Origin of the sequence: Serratia proteamaculans, assembly GCF_004684015.1 — a bacterium.
GTDB lineage: Bacteria > Pseudomonadota > Gammaproteobacteria > Enterobacterales > Enterobacteriaceae > Serratia > Serratia proteamaculans_F.
On sequence record NZ_SRIA01000017.1, the window covers coordinates 142,224 to 160,358 of the forward strand.

The following is an 18,135-nucleotide window of genomic DNA, read 5'->3' on the forward strand; positions in this document are numbered from 1 at the left end:
CAATCTTGCAATATTGATAACACTCGAAAAATTAAACAGATAAACAGCCTATTGCAATAATAGTTGGCTGAAAACGCCGGATGCTGATTTGCTAAGCACCTCAGGGCAAGAAGTTATGGCAAAATAGCCGATAATTAATGAAATGCCGATCGTCGTTGTGCATTTAATACTGGTCAGCTCACTGGGCCGGAAGTAGGATGCGCAACCATGGTTGAATCGGAAGTATTTGTGGAGAGCAACATGCAGCTTAAACGGGTGGCAGAGGCCAAATTGCCAACACCTTGGGGCGATTTCCTGATGGTAGGATTCGAAGAACTGGCAACCGGACACGATCATCTGGCGCTGGTGTTCGGGGATATTTCTGGCGCAACACCGGTACTCTCACGGGTACATTCTGAGTGTCTGACCGGTGATGCCTTATTCAGCCTGCGCTGCGACTGCGGTTTTCAGCTGGAAGCCGCACTGGAGCATATCGCGGAAGAAGGTCGCGGTATCCTGCTCTACCATCGCCAGGAAGGTCGTAATATCGGTTTGCTGAACAAGATCCGTGCCTATGCCCTGCAGGACAAGGGCGCTGATACGGTAGAAGCCAACCACCAGTTGGGTTTTGCTGCGGATGAACGTGATTTCACCCTGTGTGCGGACATGTTCAAACTGCTGGGCGTGGATGCGGTGCGTTTACTGACCAACAACCCGAAAAAGGTCGAGATCCTGACCGAAGCCGGTATCAACATTACCGAGCGTGTGCCACTGATCGTCGGTCGCAACCCGAAGAACGAGCGTTACCTGGCCACCAAGGCCGCAAAAATGGGCCATTTGCTGGACCAAGAGTAATTTCCTCTCGGGGAAAAATCAGGGCGCCATGAATGAAAGGCGCCCTTTTTATTACAGCATTTTCCTGATCACGTAGTGCAGGATGCCGTCATTTTCATAGTAGGTCAGCTCATTGCCGGTATCGATACGGCAACGGGTATTAACCACTTCCTTACGCCCATCGGCATAAGTGATCAGCACCGGCACCACTTGCCCTGGTTTCAGCGTTTGTAACCCGCTGACACTGATCTGCTCATCACCACTCAGCCCCAGCGTTTTGCGCGTCACACCTGCCGGGAACTCCAGCGGCAAAATACCCATACCAATCAGGTTGGAACGGTGAATACGCTCAAAGGACTCGGCAATCACCACGCGAACCCCCAACAGACGTGGCCCCTTCGCAGCCCAGTCACGGCTGGAGCCGGAACCGTATTCTTTACCGGCTATCACCGCCAGCGGTACCTGCTCCTGCTGATACTGCATCGCAGCATCGTAGATCGACAACTGATTCTGTGACGGGATATGGCGGGTATAACCCCCTTCAACTCCCGGCACCATTTCGTTACGGATGCGGATGTTGGCAAAGGTGCCACGCATCATGACTTCATGGTTACCACGGCGCGAACCGTAAGAGTTGAAATCCAGCGCCGCAACGCCGTGATCGCTCAGATAGCGGCCTGCCGGGCTGTCGCGTTTGATGTTCCCTGCCGGTGAGATATGGTCGGTGGTCACCGAGTCGGCCAGGATTGCCAGGATGCGGGCGTCCTTGATGTCCTGCACCGGGTCTGGCTGTACTTTCATGCTGCTGAAGAACGGCGGATGACGAATATAGGTGGAGTCCGCCTGCCATGGATAGGTGGCCGAACCGGCAACCTGAATCGACTGCCAGTTGGCGTCACCGTCAAATACCGCACCGTATTCCTTATGGAACATCTCGGTACGCACTTCCTCGACTGCCTGGGCAATATCCTGGCTGCTCGGCCAAATATCCTTCAGATAAACCGGCTGGCCGTCACGGCCTTCACCCAGCGGTTCTTTGGTCAGATCAATCTTCATACTGCCGGCCAGCGCATAGGCGACCACCAAGGGTGGCGAGGCCAGCCAGTTGGTCTTCACCAGCGGATGGATACGGCCCTCGAAGTTACGGTTACCTGACAACACCGCACCCACGGTAAGATCGCCCTCTTTAATCGCCTGCTCAATAGGCTCAGGCAACGGCCCAGAGTTACCGATACAGGTAGTACAGCCGTAACCCACCAGGTTAAACCCGAGCTCTTCCAGATAGGACGTCAGCTTGGCGCTGTCGAAATAGTCGGTTACCACTTTGGATCCCGGCGCCAGAGAGGTTTTCACCCAGGGTTTGGTTCGCAGCCCTTTTTTCACCGCATTTTTCGCCAGCAGGCCGGCTGCCATCATTACGCTGGGGTTAGAGGTGTTGGTACAGGAAGTAATGGCGGCGATCACCACAGCGCCGTTATGCAGGTCGTGCTGCTGCCCATTAAGGGTGAAGGGCTTGAATTCGGATTTTCGTTGCTGGTTGCCGATCTCCAGCTCGGTAGCGGCATTGAAAGCCTTGGGCACCTCTGGCAGTGCCACTCGATCCTGCGGGCGCTTCGGCCCGGCCAGACTGGCTACCACCGTCGACATATCCAGTGCCAGAGTGCTGGTAAACACCGGCTCGTCGCCAGGGTTGCGCCACATGCCCTGCACTTTGGCGTAGGCTTCCACCAGCGCGATTTGCTCATCGCTGCGGCCACTCAGTTTCATATACCCCAGCGTCACTTCGTCCACCGGGAAGAAGCCACAGGTCGCACCAAACTCCGGCGACATGTTGGCAATGGTCGCTCGGTCAGCCAGCGGTAGATCCGCCAGGCCATCACCGTAGAACTCAACAAACTTGCCCACGACGCCGTGCTTACGCAGCATCTGGGTGACGGTCAACACCAGGTCGGTAGCGGTAATGCCTTCACTGAGTTTACCGGTGAGTTTAAAGCCCACCACGTCCGGGATCAGCATCGATACCGGCTGACCAAGCATCGCCGCTTCGGCTTCGATACCACCCACGCCCCAACCAAGAATGCCCAGGCCGTTAATCATGGTGGTGTGGGAGTCGGTGCCTACCAGCGTGTCCGGATAGGCAATGCGCTGACCGCTTTCGTCGGTGTGCCACACGGTTTGGCCAAGATACTCCAGGTTAACCTGGTGACAGATACCGGTGCCCGGCGGTACTACGCGGAAGCGGTTGAAGGCTTTCTGCCCCCAACGCAGGAAGGTATAGCGCTCGTGGTTGCGCTCCATTTCGATACGCACGTTTTCTTCAAACGCTTCGTCATCGCCGAACTCATCAACGGTGACCGAGTGGTCAATCACCAGATCGACCGGTGACAGCGGGTTAACCTGGTCAACATTGCCGCCCAATCTCTGCACGGCTTCACGCATCGCGGCCAGGTCCACCACCGCAGGCACGCCGGTAAAATCCTGCATCAGTACACGGGCCGGACGGTAGGCAATCTCGCGGTCGGCATGGCCGGTCTGTAACCAGCCAACGATAGCTTTCAGGTCGTCAACCTGCACGGTGTCGCCATCCACATGGCGTAACAGGTTTTCCAACAGCACTTTCATTGATTTTGGCAGCCGGTCGATATCACCCAGCTGTCTCGCGGCCAGTGGCAGACTGTAATAGCGATACTCACTATTGAGCGCAACCAGCTTATCCATACTCGTTTCACGAAGATCGGACGACATAGCTCCTCCATTTCTTATTATGCATAAAACAGGGTAATCACTGAGGTCTTACTTAAAGATAACACAAAGATGATGTAACGTTTTGATAACAACACGTTTTGATCATAACGATAGGCAGAAGTAATCAACTGAAAGAACTGTTGGTAGCTCAATAAGTTAAGTATGCATGTTTAGTGAAACCTGACAGGACGTGAACAAAGTGCCCCTCCTTTCCTCTGGAGTTACGCTTCCCGGGCAAAGTCATGCACCGGAGCAACCATCAGGATGCCCCAGCTTGCATATCAACATCTCACTATCTGGGAAGAAAAACATGGCCGAAACCAAGATCAACACCCTTGCCAACGTGACAGCATTGAGGGAGACAGAACCCGAATCAGAGGGGCAGGTAATTCTGTTGCGCGGTACTGCCGATCGTGTGCTTTTTTATGTTCATAAAGCAGATGACAACAGACCTGATGACGGCACGCTGGTGGTAGTCACCAATACAGGCAAACACTGGTGCCTGGTAAGAGACGGTAATACGCTTCAACTTGCCTGGTTTAAGACCGCTAATAACAACTGGGATAATGCGATGGATGCATTGCTCAGTCATGCTTCGACATTCAGTGGGAACGTAGCCAAAATCGTGTTTCCACGTGGGACATTGAACTTTAAAAAACCAATCGTGCTGGATTACAAAAAAGACTGGTTTTTGGAAGGACAAGGTGGGCACGGCGCTTCGGGTACCGTACTCGATTTTAATATTCCTCGCAGCGCCGGTTGCGGCGACTATGGGGCGATTCATTGCTGGGGCGAACCCTTCGGATTCCAGCAACTCACTCTACGTAGCCTGATGGTTCAAGGGATTGGTACCAGTATCGTTGACCCTGCACAAGATGAAAAAGGTCGAGCGTACTGCCACGGTGTTTATTGCCGCACCACTGCCACCCTGTGGGAAGATGTCGCCATACAAAATTTTCGAGGATCGGCACTGTACCTCGACAATGCTTTCGATAACAACTTCAACCGCGTTTCCGTTTTTGCCTCTGGCCGCATGAAGGACGGTTACAGCTACACCAATCTCGCGGATGTCGCCAATCCGGACGCGACCGCTTACCCACCGTTATTGATCATGAGTACCCGCCCTGGCGATCAAAGTAATTTTAATCGCTTTTTTGACGGTTCTTTCGAGCTTAACAACGTTACACCATTTGTTGAGGTTCGTGGCGGCATTCAAATGCACTTTACGCGGATCCATGCGGAGCGTCCTGGCGGTAGTCTGGGTGAAGGCCATTGGCCACTAGGGACCTTTATCAAGGTAGGAGGCGAAGTTTGGTTAACCGAATGTGGCATTAGCAATTTCACGCGGGCGATTTCATATGGTCCATACGCCCAAATGGTGATCAACGGCTGTAACCGCCTTTCAGGCGATATTTACCCTTACGATACCACCACCATAGGTAATGGCCGTATCAAACTCGATAACACCATCTGCAATGGCCTGTATATATCCAGCAATATCCAGGGGGATTACCAGATCAGCAACAGCGTACTGAATTACCTGAGAACGGTGGTGATATCGGGTTCAACTTTGGTCACCAATAGCAGGATTAATGGTGATGTCACGGTCGCAGCAGCGGCTGGCGCGCCATTGGGGTCTGCCGGCGGGCTTAAGATTAGCAACAGTCAGATTACCGGTAGCTTGATCGCAGGAGCGACGGCGCAGCGAGTCAGCGTCGCCGGGTGTCATATTTTTGGCGATCTGACGCTACCTGGTGCCAACTGCAGCGCAGTGCATAACGTGGTGATCGGGCAAGAATCTATTGCGGCCACTGGCAATAACATCAGCATCGGCAAAACTTCTCCGGCCATTATTTATGTTGATAACAGCTATGCCGAAATCAGCGGCATCATTCAAAAAGGCACTCTGATTCTGAAGCGAGAGGCATTAGCAAACCAGTCACCAGGATGGATGTGTACATTCAGTGGTGCTAACGGCTCAGGATTGAAAGTGGCGGAATTAGCCGCTCTGGGTAAAGAAGTTTGATATGCAGGCCGCCCTCACTATCCGTTGGGCGGCCTATATGTCCGGGGGAAGATGGAGATGTATCGGTGTAAATCGCATTATCAGTCTGGTAAACACCACTGATTGGGTCTTGGCGACAATGCAGAACATCAAGTCAGCCAAACCAGCTTAGGCAACACATTTCCAGATTGAGATTAATTCATCTATGGCAGGCATAGGGAGCTACTACATCGATAGTGCCAGTATTTGGACGATTTAAGCTACAATCGGCAGATATTTGTTGATGGTGACGGAAATAATATTTAACTCAGGAGAGAACGGTGGCATTTTTGGGATTCGTCAGTGAACGTGAGTGTCAGCGCTGGGAAGGTGCTCCGCCCCATATTCCCGCCTTCAGCTTTCATGAAAAACATCAATCAGCCCCCATTAATGCCACACCTGAAGCCATTATTCAGGCAGTGCTTTCGCTGGATATGGCAGAGGATCCGATCATTAGTCGGTTACTGATGCTGCGTCAGTTACCCACGAAGCTACGCCAATGGTTCACCAACACCAAAAATACTACGCCAGCCGCTGCATTTGGTTTCGACACTTTTACCCTGCTGCATCAGAGCAGTAATGAAATCGCTCTTGGATTGGCCGGTCGTTTCTGGCGCCCGACCATGGGGGTGGCAAGTCTGGCCAGTGCGGAAGAGTTCGAACATTTCAACGATCCCGATGCGGCTAAACTGGTGTTGCGCTTTAACGTCACGCAGGACAGTGCCGGTTGGGCAATGCTAACTACGGAAACCTTTGTCTGGTGCCCTACGCCCCAGGTAAAAACGCGTTTCGCCTGCTATTGGGGAGCCATTCGCCCGGCCAGCGGTTGGATAAGACGCCGCACCCTGCTTGCCGTGCAGCAGAAACTGGCCATAAACGGTAGCGAGTAAAGTGCTGATGCTTCATCGTCTTTGTTGCAAACAGGATTTTATCACCGATATTAGCGTTTACGCATGACACGTTTGACGATGGTTATCAGGACAATGGCGATAACTGCGGACACTCCCAGCTTGATAAGAATAATAGCGCTCTCGAAGTTGTTCATTGCAACCTCGCCGTCACCGCTAATTTCTATATTTTGGGATACGAAAATGTTGAAAATCCCATCAGGCAGGAGCAACAACAGCAGAATGGTTAGTAACAAAAACAAGACAACCCAAAGGCCCTTTTTCATCTTGATACCACACATTTACTATAGTCAGGCACACCCCGCACATCGATACGTCCATACGCCATCAGCCCTCTACCTCCCGGTACACGCACTTTCTTGCGGTTCAACAGAGAACGTCTAAAGATTTGGAAGTCAGTCGCTTTATACAACGTAATACAGCCCCAGGATACACCACTACCATCAGTATTCAGGGGATGAAGTCTGAAGCTTCCACGGCTGGCACCATTGACGAAAACGCGATCGCTCATCGTCTCATTATTATAAAGACCGAACCACTCAGAATGATGATTCTTATAAAGATGAACCATGTCGATAAGTTCAGCACGTATTTGATTGAGGGCACTGCCAGCTGGACGATCAACGATCCAATATGTTCCCGGTGGAATAGCAGCCTTCTCACGGTCTGAACAGTTTGGGTTGTTGATATAACGCTCAATACCCGACAACACATCAAACGTCCCTACACCGTAACAGTGCAATTTAACGATCTTCCCATCTGATGAAAGATCGTTGTAATCCATTCTACATATCTGCACCGCTGAACCTCCCTATTCATTAAGCAGGCTAACGATTATGCCGATATTCCGACCCGTTTTGAATAATGAAATTCTGAGTGCCAAAAATCTACTGTCACTCATTAACCTGGCGGCTTACTTCTCCGGCAGCTTGATGTCTTTAAACATCGCTTCAATCTCTTCGTTGGAACGCAGCGCAACGGCGCTGTCGACCACGTCGCGCGTCAAATGCGGTGCAAAGCGCTGGATGAAATCGTACATATAACTGCGCAGGAAGGTGCTACGGCGGAAACCGATTTTGGTGGTGCTGTAAGTGAAGATATCACGCGCATCTACCGTCACCAGGTCTGGATCCTGAACCGGATCCACAGCCATGCTGGCAATCACCCCCACACCAAGCCCCAGGCGCACGTAAGTTTTAATCACGTCGGCGTCGGTCGCGGTGAACACGATGCGTGGCGTCAGACCGGCGCGGTTAAACGCGGTATCCAACTCGGAACGGCCAGTGAAACCGAAGGTATAGGTAACGATGGGGTAAGCCGCCAACTCTTCGATGGTGATGTGGCTTTTACCGGCTAATGGATGATCGGGCTTTACTACCACCGCGCGATTCCAGTGGTAACACGGCAGCATGATTAAATCGTCATAGAGGTGCAGCGCTTCAGTGGCAATGGCAAAGTCTGCGGTGCCTTTGGATACCGCTTCGGCGATTTGCGTCGGCGACCCCTGATGCATATGCAGCGAAACACGCGGATAACGCTCAATGAAGCCTTTAATTACGTTAGGCAGCGCGTAACGGGCCTGGGTGTGGGTAGTGGCTACATAGAGTGAGCCTTTGTCCGGGTAGGTATGCTCGCCGGCGACGGCTTTGATGGCATCTACTTTGGACAGGACTTCACGGGCGATCCGGATAATTTCCAGGCCTGCCGGAGTCACCTGAGTCAGGTGCTTGCCGCTACGGGCGAAAATCTGGATGCCCAGTTCATCTTCCAGCATCCGCACCTGCTTGCTGATACCAGGTTGTGAAGTGTAAAGCCCTTCTGCCGTCGAGGAGACATTCAGGTTGTGGTTAACCACTTCCACGATGTAACGAAGCTGCTGCAATTTCATATCTTATACCATCCTAGGTTAAACACTGCGTTGAGCCGCAGCCAGGTATATCGGTGTCGCCCCGGTATGCTGAAAAGTAACAAGCCCTAAACCCCGTGTTTCACCCAGACGCTGAAGAAACCGCCGTTGTTAATAAGCTTTAATCATAAAAAAACTTTTTATATAACCACTATATCACGCTACAGCTTCAAGTATAGATCCACGTCACACTGTGGTAACGATTATTTTGCATTGCGATCAAGGTGAAACCCCGGCCCCAGGAGGGAAAAACAGCCAAGGATAGATCCGTTAGGCCTCTTTGACCAATAAAAAAACCAGCCACATGGGCTGGTTTTTAATGTTGCATGCAGGCTGCAAATTTACTTTTTGCCTTCAACCCATTTGCCATCAATGTAGAAAGCGGACCAGCCAGTGGCTTTGCCGTCTTTCTCTGCAGAGACGTACTGCTGCTTGGTCTTGCGGCTGAAACGCACCAGCGTTTTGTTGCCTTCCGCATCTGCCACCGGCGCATCCGCCAGATAACGCAGTTTCTCAGGCAGACGGTCCTTGAAGCGGGCCAACTCTTCCACCAGCGGCGCACGGGTTTCGCGCGATTTAGGGAAGGTATTGGCCGCCAGGAACACGCCGGCAGCGCCGTCACGCAGAACAAAGTAAGCGTCCGACTTTTCGCATGGCAGTTCCGGCAATGGAACCGGATCTTCCTTCGGCGGTGCAACATCACCGTTACGCAGGATCTTACGGGTATTTTTGCAGCTCTCGTTGGTGCAACCCATGTACTTGCCGAAGCGCCCCATTTTCAGGTGCATTTCAGAACCACATTTATCGCACTCAACCACAGGACCGTCGTACCCTTTCAGGCGGAATTCACCCTCTTCGATCTCATAGCCGTCACACGCCGGGTTGTTACCGCACACGTGCAGCTTACGCTGGTTATCGATCAGGTAGCTGTCCATCGCCGTGCCGCACTTCTGGCAACGACGGCGGGCACGCAAGGCGTTGGTTTCCGCGTCATCCCCTTCGAGAATGTTGAGCACTTCCGTTTCCGGCACCAGGTTAATGGTGGTTTTGCAACGTTCCTTCGGTGGTAATGCATAGCCGGAGCAACCCAGGAAAACGCCGGTGCTGGCAGTACGGATACCCATCTTGCGACCGCAGGTTGGGCAATCGATACTGGTCATCACCATCTGATTCGGGCGCATGCCGCCTTCTTCCGGCTCTTTCTCGGCAGTTTCCAGCTGTTCGCTGAACTCGGCAAAGAACTCATCCAGCACCGCTTTCCACTCAGCCTGGTTGTTGGCTACCTGGTCCAGACCGTTTTCCATGCGTGCGGTGAAGTCATAGTTCATCAGCTCGCGGAAATTCTCTTCCAGACGATCGGTAACGATCTCACCCATTTTCTCAGCGTAGAAACGGCGGCTTTCGACTCGCACATAACCACGATCCTGAATGGTTGAGATGATTGAAGCGTAGGTCGATGGACGCCCGATACCTCGTTTTTCCAGCTCTTTTACCAATGACGCTTCGCTATAACGCGCTGGCGGCTTGGTAAAGTGCTGACTTGGGATCAGCTTCTGCAGTTCCAGATCGCTGCCTACTTCAACATACGGCAAGGTGCGGTCTTCATCACCCTTACGCAGAGCAGGCATCACTTTGGTCCAACCATCGAAACGCAGCGTACGGCCTTTGGCACGCAGCTGGTAATCAGCGGCTTTCACCGACAGCGTGGTGGAATCGTACTGCGCCGGTGTCATCTGACAGGCCACAAACTGGCGCCAAATCAGCTGATACAGTTTTTGCGCATCCGCTTCCATATCTTTCAACTGCTCGGCCAGCACGTTGACATCCGACGGACGGATGGCTTCGTGAGCTTCCTGCGAGTTTTCTTTGCTGCTGTACTGGTTCGGCGCTTTCGGCAGGTACTTGTCGCCGAAGTTGTCACCGATATAACCACGCACCATCTCGAGCGCATCCTGGCTCAGGTTGGTGGAGTCGGTACGCATATAGGTGATGTGACCGGCTTCATACAGGCGCTGAGCCATCATCATGGTTTTCTTCACGCCAAAGCTCAGACGGGTACTGGCCGCCTGCTGCAACGTAGAAGTAATATAAGGTGCACCCGGCTTGCTGCTGGTCGGCTTGTCTTCGCGATCCAGTACCGTATAACGGGCTTTTTCCAGCACTTTGAGTGCGGCGTGAGTTTGCTCACGGTTAACCGGTTTGAAGGGTTTGTCGTGGGCATGAGTCACTTCCATCTGCAGCGCGGTATCACCCTTCGCCAACAGATCGGCGTGCAACTCCCAGTATTCTTCCGGCACGAAGGCTTTGATGTCGCGCTCACGCTCCACCACCAGTCGAACCGCAACGGATTGCACTCGCCCAGCGGACAGGCCACGGGCAATTTTTTTCCACAGCAGTGGCGAAACCATGTAACCCACTACGCGGTCCATAAAGCGACGCGCCTGCTGTGCGTTGACACGGTCAATATTCAGTTCGCCGGGCTGTTTGAACGCGTTTTGGATCGCGTTCTTGGTAATTTCGTTAAACACCACGCGGCTAAAGCGTTTGTCGTCACCACCGATAACTTCCCGCAGGTGCCAGGCAATGGCTTCCCCTTCGCGGTCAAGGTCGGTTGCGAGATAAATGTGGTCGGCGTTTTCCGCTAACGACTTTAACTCGGCAACAACTTTTTCTTTACCCGGCAGGATTTCGTAATGCGCTTTCCAGCCATGGTAGGGATCGACGCCCATACGATTTACCAGCGCCGTCGTCGGATCTTTTTTAACTTTCTTCTTGGCTTTGTCTTCGGTTGAGTCAGCGCTCTTTTTGCTGGCTGAGCCACTGGTCGGCAAATCACGGATATGACCGACGCTGGACTTCACCACGTAGTCATTACCTAAATATTTATTAATAGTTTTGGCTTTTGCCGGGGACTCAACTATTACGAGAGCTTTACCCATATTTACCTTTACCTAATTTTATTTCTTCTAAAAAGAAGTCTTTTATCTCGCCTTGCCGCAGCGATTCGTATCTCTTTTTTATATTGCGGCACTCTGGCAAGAGATCAACATGTTTTTTTCTAATGGCTGCTTAACTGCTCAACCTGAACGCAAGTTGTTGATCTTGCCAGCCATTCACTCATGCCCCAGAAGTATGGCCGTGTGAAACTCATTTATGGCGTAAACAAAACCTTCCACCCGACGCCGCAAAATCCCACACTGTACCTGATAAAAAGCGCCACGCAACCTAATTAGCACGGAAAGGCAGATTTCGCCAATCGGCTGATAGTGCTGGCCATCCAGACGGCAAATAAACCTTAGTCTGTTTGCGGATAAATGCGAACTGGCGTTAGAATATGTGCAGAATTTTTCATTGGAGTGTAATAAATGCGCACTGAAACCTCACCTATTGCCCGTGAAGCCCTGTTGGAAGAAGCAAATAATCTAATTCGTCAGCATGATGATTATCTGCAAGGTATGGTTGCCACTGATGTTGAACAAAAAGGCAGCGTTTTAGTTTTCCGCGGCGAATTCTTTTTGGATCCGGATGGACTGCCAACAATAAAAACTACCGCAGTATTTAATATGTTTAAACACTTGGCCCACGTGTTTTCTGATAAATATCATTTAGTCGACTAAGCATTAAAAAGGGGGCCAAAGCCCCCTTGATGTTTAATCGTTCGGTTTAAAGCAGTGGCTTTTCACCACGCTGCCACCAGCGTAACAGCAGACGATCGACACTTTCTGCCGCACTGCCGGTAAAACGGTCCATCATGCGTTTGCGACGCGCATAGCGCACCCCGACCACCTCGTGGTTCTCCATTTCAGCGATCAGCAAATCGTCACTGGTGCCAATAGCGTCAATCAGGCCTTTCTCCTTCGCCTGAGTGCCAAACCAATGTTCGCCGGTCGCCACGCTGTCGATATCCAGCGATGGACGTTGCTGATGCACAAACTGTTTAAACAGCTCATGGGTGTCGTTCAGATCTTCACGGAATTTCTCACGGCCCTGCTCGGTATTTTCACCAAACAGCGTCAGCGTGCGTTTGAACTCCCCGGCAGTGTGCAGCTCGACATCAATATCATTCTTTTTCAGCAGGCGGTGGAAGTTGGGGATTTGCGCCACGACGCCAATTGAGCCGATGATGGCAAAGGGAGCCGCAACAATGCGATCCGCCACGCAGGCCATCATATAGCCCCCGCTGGCCGCCACCTTGTCTACCGCTACCGTCAGGCGAATACCGCCGGTGCGTAAGCGTGCCAGTTGCGATGACGCCAGGCCGTAACCGTGTACCACCCCACCCGGACTTTCCAACCGCAACAACACTTCGTCTTGCGGCGTCGCCACCGCCAGCACCGCCGAGATTTCTTCACGCAGTGAGGTCACCTCATGGGCGTCCATGCTGCCTTTGAAATCCAGCACGTACAGGCAAGGCTTGGTCGCCTCAACCGCACCCGCTTTAGCGCGCTGTTTCTTCAGTTTATCGTCGGCCTTGGTTTGTTTTTTAAACTGCTTGTTCCAGGCCTTTTGTTCCGCATCGCCCATGCGCGCCAGGCGCATATCGCGCTGCATGTCCCGATACTGTTCGCCGAGGTCAGTCAGCTGCAGTTCCCCTTTCTGGCGGTTCTTACGTTGCCCCAGGCTGACCGCCAGCAACGCCAGCGCAGCGATGGCAATCACTACCGTCGCGACTTTGGCCAAAAACAGGCCGTAAACAGATATAAACTCCACAGATTCCGCCTTTATTAACAGGTTGTTAGTATGATCTCATTCATTCTAGCCAACCGACGCGGTGGCTGTCGCGGCTAAATAAAAATTCCTTGTGGTACCTCTTTACTATGTGGGCGCACAGGGGCTTAACCAAGCCACTGCTGTTCCATTTTTGTTACAAAAGAATGCCGATTCTGCTGCCTAATCATTGAAAATACGATCCATTTGAGGCATATAACACGGATTATTCATCAAGATGATGAACCAAATTCGCTGTGGGGCCTGCATACGGTCGAGCCTTAGCTCCTGTCATGGCCTCTCAACCCATTCCCCTCCCCGATGCAAGCGGGAGACCAGCCACCAAGGCGCGAGGAATTATTGTGCATTACCAACCTAAACAAGATTTGCTGGAAAAACGTATTATTTTGGTCACTGGCGCCGGGGATGGCATCGGTCGCGAAGCGGCGCTCACTTACGCCAAATTTGGCGCGCAACTGGTGTTGTTAGGCCGTACCGAAAGCAAACTGCAGGCAGTGCAAGCCGAAATCGCCAAGCTCAGCAGTGCGCCAACCTACATCATCACACTGGATCTGCTGCATACCACCCAGGAACAATGCCAACAGGCGGCCGATGAATTGGTCACTCATGTCCCACGCCTCGACGGCGTGCTGCATAATGCCGGTCTGCTGGGTGATATTGCGCCGATGGCCGAGCTGTCGATGGCAATGTGGAACGAGGTGATGCAGGTGAACGTCAATGCGACCTTTATGCTCACCCAGGCGCTGTTGCCGCTGCTATTGAAATCCAATGCCGGCTCGCTGGTATTTACCAGCTCCAGCGTTGGCCGTAGCGGGCGCGCTAACTGGGGTGCCTATGCGGTGTCCAAGTTCGCCACCGAGGGTATGATGCAGGTGTTGGCCGACGAATATAAAAGTCGCAATCTTCGGGTAAATTGCATTAATCCTGGTGGAACACGCACCCAAATGCGCGCAACCGCATTCCCCCATGAAGACAAAAGCAAGCTGAAAACCCCAACGGATATCATGCCGCTTTATCTCTATCTGATGGGTGATGACAGCCGCCGTAAAACTGGCATGAGCTTCGACGCCCAGCCAAACCGTAAACCCGGCGCAGCCGAATAAAAGGGGCTTTATTATGGCTGAAGATCGCCACCAACAACGTCAGCAGCGCCTGAAAGAACAGGTCGATGCCCGTATCGCTGCGGCCCAGGACGCACGGGGTTTGCTGTTGGTATTCACCGGTAACGGCAAGGGCAAGACCACCGCGGCGTTTGGCACCGTTACCCGCGCCGTCGGCCACGGAATGAAAGCCGCCGTCATTCAGTTTATTAAGGGTGAATGGCCAAACGGGGAAAAAAACCTGTTGCAACAGCATGGCGTAGAGTTTCAAGTGATGGCCACCGGTTTTACCTGGGAAACCCAAGATAAAGCCAGCGATACCGCCGCTTGTCAGGCCGTATGGCAACACGGCAAGCGTATGTTGGCCGACAACAGCCTGGATCTGGTGCTGCTGGACGAACTGACCTATATGGTCAGCTACGGCTATCTTGAGCTGGAGGAACTGCTGGAGGCGCTACAACAACGTCCCGCACACCAAACGGTGATTATCACCGGGCGCGGATGCCATCGTGATCTGTTGGAACTGGCGGATACGGTCACGGAAATGCGTCCGGTGAAACATGCGTTTGACGCAGGTATCAAGGCACAGCGGGGAATTGACTGGTAGCTGAAAGAAAACGCCGCAGCCCAAAGAGGGTTGCGGCGTGATGATTAACTGCGCTTGCTGGGTTTGCCAGGCTTGCTGCCTGCCGTGCTGCGGCGACCGCTGCCGGCAACCTGGGTATGGCGCTTGACGGCACGGCGGATCTGATTGGCTTTCACGCGGCGACGTTCGCGTTCAATCGGCATCTTGCTAACGGTTTCCGGCTTCAATTCAACCAGTTCACGCAGATAGTTAATCGCCGGTAAATCCAGCTCTGTCCAGCCACCACGCGGCAGGCCTTTTGGCAGATCGATATCGCCGTAGCGTACGCGGATCAGACGACTAACCTGAACGCCAACCGCCTCCCAAAGACGACGAACTTCGCGGTTACGCCCTTCGGTCAGGGTCACGTTGTACCACTGGTTGATGCCTTCACCACCCTGGAAGCTGATGGTGCGGAAAGCGGCCGGCCCGTCTTCCAACTGAACGCCCTTGCTCAGTTGCTTGATTTTTTCGTCATCAATCTGACCAAATACACGCACCGCATATTCACGCTCAACTTCACGGCTTGGGTGCATCAGGCGGTTCGCCAATTCACCGTCGGTGGTGAACAGCAGCAAGCCTGAGGTATTGACGTCCAGACGCCCTACTGCCACCCAGCGTGAGCCACGCAGCTTAGGCAGGCGATCAAACACCGTCGGGCGGCCTTCAGGATCGCTACGGGTGCAAAGTTCACCTTCCGGCTTGTAATACGCCAGCACACGGCAAACTTCTTCCTCGGATTCTTTAATCGAAACAACGTGGCCATCCAAACGGATTTTCATTGAAGCGGTCACTTCAACGCGATCACCCAGTTTGGCGACTTTACCGTCGACGCTGACGCGGCCGGCTTCAATAATGGTTTCGATTTCACGACGCGAGCCATGGCCGGCGCGCGCTAAAACTTTCTGTAACTTCTCGCTCATTGAGCAACCTCTAGTGTCGCCTTCACAGGCGTCGGGGGGATGACCGCCGCGGCGTCAGGCGCCACAGCAGTAACAATACGTTTACATAGATCGAACCGCGCATTATACAGGCTTTCAATGGGGTTGAAACCCACTATTTTAATGACGTTCGCAAGGGTAAGCGGAGGTTAACGCCAGCATAATCACCGAAGGTGCTGAATAGTGCAGTTGTTCCGGGTGTTCATTTAAATACTGCATGACCGCATCCGATGCCATGCCTACGCTCATACCGGCATCCGGGCAAATATTGCGGTTGCCTTGCATCGTAAAGGTATCGAACACCCCAGCTACATAGCCCATAAACAGCCCGCCATCGAGCGCTTCGGCAACGGTGGCTGCCCCGTCTTTATTTTTCACATAGCCGCTGGTCTCAGACAGCAAGGCGCTGCCAGAATAAAAACCTGCACTGGCCGCAGAGGAAAACAATATGGCCGCTAAAAGAGAAACGCGCTTAATCATCGCTGTGCATCCTGCCTGATTATCAATTTTTGATATTGTAGAATAGCGGCTTTAACCCTAAATGACGCCGTCTCAGCCACTTTTCAGAATAATGAGCAAAAATTCCGGCAATGAATCAGCGGAAAGGCGCTGGGTCACCCGCTCCCTCGCGCACCACTTCCGGCGCGGATTCGGTCAAATCGATGACCGTGGTTGGCTGCTGGCCCAGGAAACCGCCGTGGATCACCAGATCCACCTGCTTGCCCAGATGATCGCTGATCTCTTCCGGATCGGATTCGGCAAAATCATTGCCCGGCAGCATCAACGTGGTGGACATCATCGGCTCGTTTAAGACTTCCAGTAACGCCAACGCAATCGGGTTTGACGGTACGCGCAACCCTATGGTTTTGCGTTTGTCGTTCATTAAACGACGCGGCACTTCCTTGGTCGCTTTCAGAATGAAAGTGTAGTTGCCGGGGGTGTTGTTCTTGATCAGTCGGAACGCGGTATTGTCGACATAAGCGTAAGTCGACAGCTCGGACAGGTCGCGACACATCAGCGTAAAGTTATGATTGCCGTCCAGTTGACGGATGCGGCAGATACGTTCCATTGCCGACTTCTCTTCCAGCTTGCAACCCAGCGCGTAACCGGAATCGGTGGGATAAACGATCACCCCGCCCTTACGCAGCACATCCACCGCCTGATTAATCAGTCGCGGTTGTGGATTGTCTGGATGAATATAAAAAAGCTGACTCATGACTTGCTCCTAAAAATGATGCACGCGGGCGGCGTCGCCCACGTTAAATCAATCGACCTTGACCAGTTGTGGCTGCGGCCAGTCACGCCACACGGGTTCAACACCGCCGGGTAACCACAGTTTGCGACCCAGTTCGATCCACGAGCAGGGTTGATGAAAATCAGACCCCTGCGATGCCAGTAATTGATATTCCTGTGCATACTTTGCCAGTTGCGAACGTTCATGCGGCGCCTGCTGACACTGAGCAACCTCCATGGCATCACCGCCATGCTCCGCAAAGTGCGCCAGCAACCGCTTCAGCCATTTGGCCGTCAGGTCGTAACGGCCCGGGTGAGCGATCACTGCCTGACCACCAGATTGATGAATCACATCAATGGCTTGTTCTATTGTACACCACTGTGGCGGAACGTAGCCGGTTTTGCCTTTGGCCAGGTATTTCTTGAACACCTGAGCCATATTATCGGCCATGCCGATCTGCACCAGATAACGGGCAAAATGGCCACGGGTCACTGCACCACCGTCCGCCAGCTTTTGCGCACCTTCAAAAGCACCGTCGATACGTGCCTTAGCCAGCCGTACGCCTATTTCCTGAGCGCGCAGGTTACGGCGTTCGGTCTGTTCGGCCAACAGTTGCACCATCGCCGGGTGCCCGGTCTCAATTCCGAGGCCCACGATATGGATCTCGTGATTTTCCCACAGCGTGGAGATCTCAACGCCATTAACCAATTGCAACGGCAGCGACAATTCAGCAATGCTGGCGGCCGCAGCGGCCAGGCCGGAGGTGGTGTCATGATCGGTAATCGCCAATACGCCTACCCGCATTTCAACCGCTCGCTGCACCAGCTGCGCCGGCGTCAAATAACCGTCAGAGGCTGTGGTGTGGCTGTGTAAGTCGTAGAGAGTAAAGGCGGAGGGCTGGGGGCTGCTGTCTGTCAAAAGGAATATCCGGCAATGGCTTGGGTTTCTATCATACCCGCGATCGCCCGCCAGACGGAAATCTATTCTGGGCCGCGCCCTCTTCCCCTTGATGAAAACAATTCACTCTTGATGCTAAAACATTGTGCGAAAAGAGGGTTGACTTTACTCCCGCGAACCAGTTAACTAGTACA

16 protein-coding genes are annotated in these 18,135 nt (G+C 52.9%); 6 read left to right on the plus strand and 10 right to left on the minus strand.

The genetic code is table 11. From position 1 onward, the window contains the following. Positions 1 to 240: 240 nt before the first annotated feature. Positions 241 to 834, plus strand: coding sequence for a GTP cyclohydrolase II (ribA, locus tag E5C26_RS13540; RefSeq protein WP_012145380.1), 594 nt, complete (start codon positions 241 to 243; stop codon positions 832 to 834). Positions 835 to 885: 51 nt separating this feature from the next. Here the strand turns inward: ribA and acnA are convergent, their stop codons facing one another. Beyond that, positions 886 to 3,558 (minus strand): aconitate hydratase AcnA, encoded by a 2,673-nt coding sequence (acnA, locus tag E5C26_RS13545; RefSeq protein ID WP_135316788.1) that lies wholly within the window; start codon positions 3,556 to 3,558, stop codon positions 886 to 888. 310 nt (positions 3,559 to 3,868) lie between these two features. On the opposite strand from acnA, the gene E5C26_RS13550 reads away from it, so the two are divergent. Both E5C26_RS13550 and E5C26_RS13555 read left to right on the plus strand, forming a co-directional pair. Beyond that, positions 3,869 to 5,584 carry a hypothetical protein gene (locus E5C26_RS13550; RefSeq protein WP_135316789.1) on the plus strand — a complete coding sequence of 572 codons (1,716 nt, stop codon included), beginning with the start codon at positions 3,869 to 3,871 and terminating at the stop codon, positions 5,582 to 5,584. A 299-nt stretch (positions 5,585 to 5,883) separates the two neighbouring features. After that, positions 5,884 to 6,492, plus strand: a complete 609-nt coding sequence (locus tag E5C26_RS13555) for a hypothetical protein (protein ID WP_135316790.1) — start codon at positions 5,884 to 5,886, stop codon at positions 6,490 to 6,492. 50 nt (positions 6,493 to 6,542) lie between these two features. Here E5C26_RS13555 and E5C26_RS13560 read toward each other — a convergent pair whose 3' ends face one another. The 4 genes from E5C26_RS13560 to topA all read right to left on the minus strand — a co-directional run bounded on the left by E5C26_RS13560 (position 6,543) and on the right by topA (position 11,355). Further along, positions 6,543 to 6,776, minus strand: coding sequence for a hypothetical protein (locus tag E5C26_RS13560; RefSeq protein WP_135316791.1), 234 nt, complete (start codon positions 6,774 to 6,776; stop codon positions 6,543 to 6,545). After that, a complete protein-coding gene (locus E5C26_RS13565) occupies positions 6,773 to 7,309 on the minus strand; it encodes a DUF2778 domain-containing protein (protein ID WP_135316792.1) in 537 nt (178 codons plus the stop codon). Before E5C26_RS13565 ends, E5C26_RS13560 begins: the two co-directional genes overlap by 4 nt. Before the next feature lie 114 nt (positions 7,310 to 7,423). Continuing rightward, entirely contained in the window at positions 7,424 to 8,398 is a 975-nt protein-coding gene (gene cysB / locus E5C26_RS13570; RefSeq protein ID WP_012145383.1) for an HTH-type transcriptional regulator CysB, read from the minus strand. Between the two features lie 359 nt (positions 8,399 to 8,757). Continuing rightward, complete coding sequence (topA, locus tag E5C26_RS13575; RefSeq protein ID WP_135316793.1) at positions 8,758 to 11,355, minus strand: type I DNA topoisomerase; 2,598 nt, start codon at positions 11,353 to 11,355, stop codon at positions 8,758 to 8,760. Between the two features lie 426 nt (positions 11,356 to 11,781). On the opposite strand from topA, the gene E5C26_RS13585 reads away from it, so the two are divergent. Continuing rightward, complete coding sequence (locus E5C26_RS13585; protein ID WP_135316794.1) at positions 11,782 to 12,033, plus strand: YciN family protein; 252 nt, start codon at positions 11,782 to 11,784, stop codon at positions 12,031 to 12,033. A gap of 46 nt (positions 12,034 to 12,079) precedes the next feature. Here E5C26_RS13585 and sohB read toward each other — a convergent pair whose 3' ends face one another. After that, positions 12,080 to 13,126 (minus strand): protease SohB, encoded by a 1,047-nt coding sequence (sohB, locus tag E5C26_RS13590; RefSeq protein WP_012145386.1) that lies wholly within the window; start codon positions 13,124 to 13,126, stop codon positions 12,080 to 12,082. A 359-nt stretch (positions 13,127 to 13,485) separates the two neighbouring features. On the opposite strand from sohB, the gene E5C26_RS13595 reads away from it, so the two are divergent. Then, positions 13,486 to 14,247 (plus strand): YciK family oxidoreductase, encoded by a 762-nt coding sequence (locus E5C26_RS13595; RefSeq protein ID WP_135316795.1) that lies wholly within the window; start codon positions 13,486 to 13,488, stop codon positions 14,245 to 14,247. 13 nt (positions 14,248 to 14,260) lie between these two features. Next, on the plus strand, positions 14,261 to 14,851 hold the full coding sequence (gene cobO, locus E5C26_RS13600; RefSeq protein WP_135316796.1) for a cob(I)yrinic acid a,c-diamide adenosyltransferase: 591 nt from the start codon (positions 14,261 to 14,263) through the stop codon (positions 14,849 to 14,851). A 44-nt stretch (positions 14,852 to 14,895) separates the two neighbouring features. Here cobO and rluB read toward each other — a convergent pair whose 3' ends face one another. The 4 genes from rluB to rnm form a co-directional block, all read right to left on the minus strand. Beyond that, positions 14,896 to 15,792 carry a 23S rRNA pseudouridine(2605) synthase RluB gene (gene rluB / locus E5C26_RS13605; RefSeq protein ID WP_135316797.1) on the minus strand — a complete coding sequence of 299 codons (897 nt, stop codon included), beginning with the start codon at positions 15,790 to 15,792 and terminating at the stop codon, positions 14,896 to 14,898. Between the two features lie 138 nt (positions 15,793 to 15,930). Then, positions 15,931 to 16,290: a Rap1a/Tai family immunity protein gene (locus tag E5C26_RS13610; protein ID WP_135316798.1), complete on the minus strand. Its 360-nt coding sequence runs from the start codon at positions 16,288 to 16,290 to the stop codon at positions 15,931 to 15,933. Positions 16,291 to 16,405: 115 nt separating this feature from the next. Continuing rightward, entirely contained in the window at positions 16,406 to 17,026 is a 621-nt protein-coding gene (locus tag E5C26_RS13615; protein WP_012145392.1) for an L-threonylcarbamoyladenylate synthase, read from the minus strand. Positions 17,027 to 17,074: 48 nt separating this feature from the next. Next, positions 17,075 to 17,962, minus strand: coding sequence for an RNase RNM (gene rnm / locus E5C26_RS13620; RefSeq protein ID WP_135316799.1), 888 nt, complete (start codon positions 17,960 to 17,962; stop codon positions 17,075 to 17,077). Positions 17,963 to 18,135 lie beyond the last annotated feature (173 nt).